General features: G+C 52.7%; 1 pseudogene. It reads right to left on the bottom strand.

What is annotated here, in order from left to right:
* Window positions 1-577: pseudogene (locus tag H0R92_RS14050) on the bottom strand (hypothetical protein); the annotation flags it as partial.

Raw genomic sequence — 577 nt, 5'->3', positions numbered from 1 at the left:
CGTTGCGCTTGGTCCCGTGCCCGTAACCTTCCATACCACAACTTTATCCGCCGCTTTCTTTCCTGCAGCGTAGACTGCGCCGTCCAAAAGGCATACCGCCTTGGGCTTTACAGAGCTTCCCGTATCCAGCTTTGTTTCGGTTACGGTGCCGTCAAGTGTTTTGCTTATTGTCCACAGGGCAGCCTTGTTTTGGGAGGAATTGTTGTTGGCTATTGTTCCTACGGCATAAAAGGCCGAAGGCGAGGCGCACAGGCCGAAAGCTTCCGAACCTTTCTCCCCTACCGCGCTTGTATGCAGGTGGGCAATGCGCACTTGCGTTTTGTCCGTTATATCGGCAATGGTAGCTTCCGCTTTTCCGTCTTTGTTCAGCTTTCCCGCTATGTAGAGGGAAGTACCGTCGGTTAAAATTGCCTTTGCTCCGAGCCATTGTGGAAAGTTTCCAAAGTACATGGTGCCTCCCTTCCATACACGGGCACGACTGGAGCTGCCTTGTTGATGATCCCCTGCACTGTACAGCGTTCCGTCTTTAAGGGTAAGAGCGTATGCAGCGCCTTTCTTTTCCGCATCTATCTCCAGC

The organism is Treponema sp. OMZ 840 (genome assembly GCF_050937815.1).
Lineage (GTDB): Bacteria > Spirochaetota > Spirochaetia > Treponematales > Treponemataceae > Treponema_C.
The sequence above is the reverse complement of the archived record's forward strand: the minus strand, read 5'-3'. Positions and strand labels throughout refer to the sequence as shown.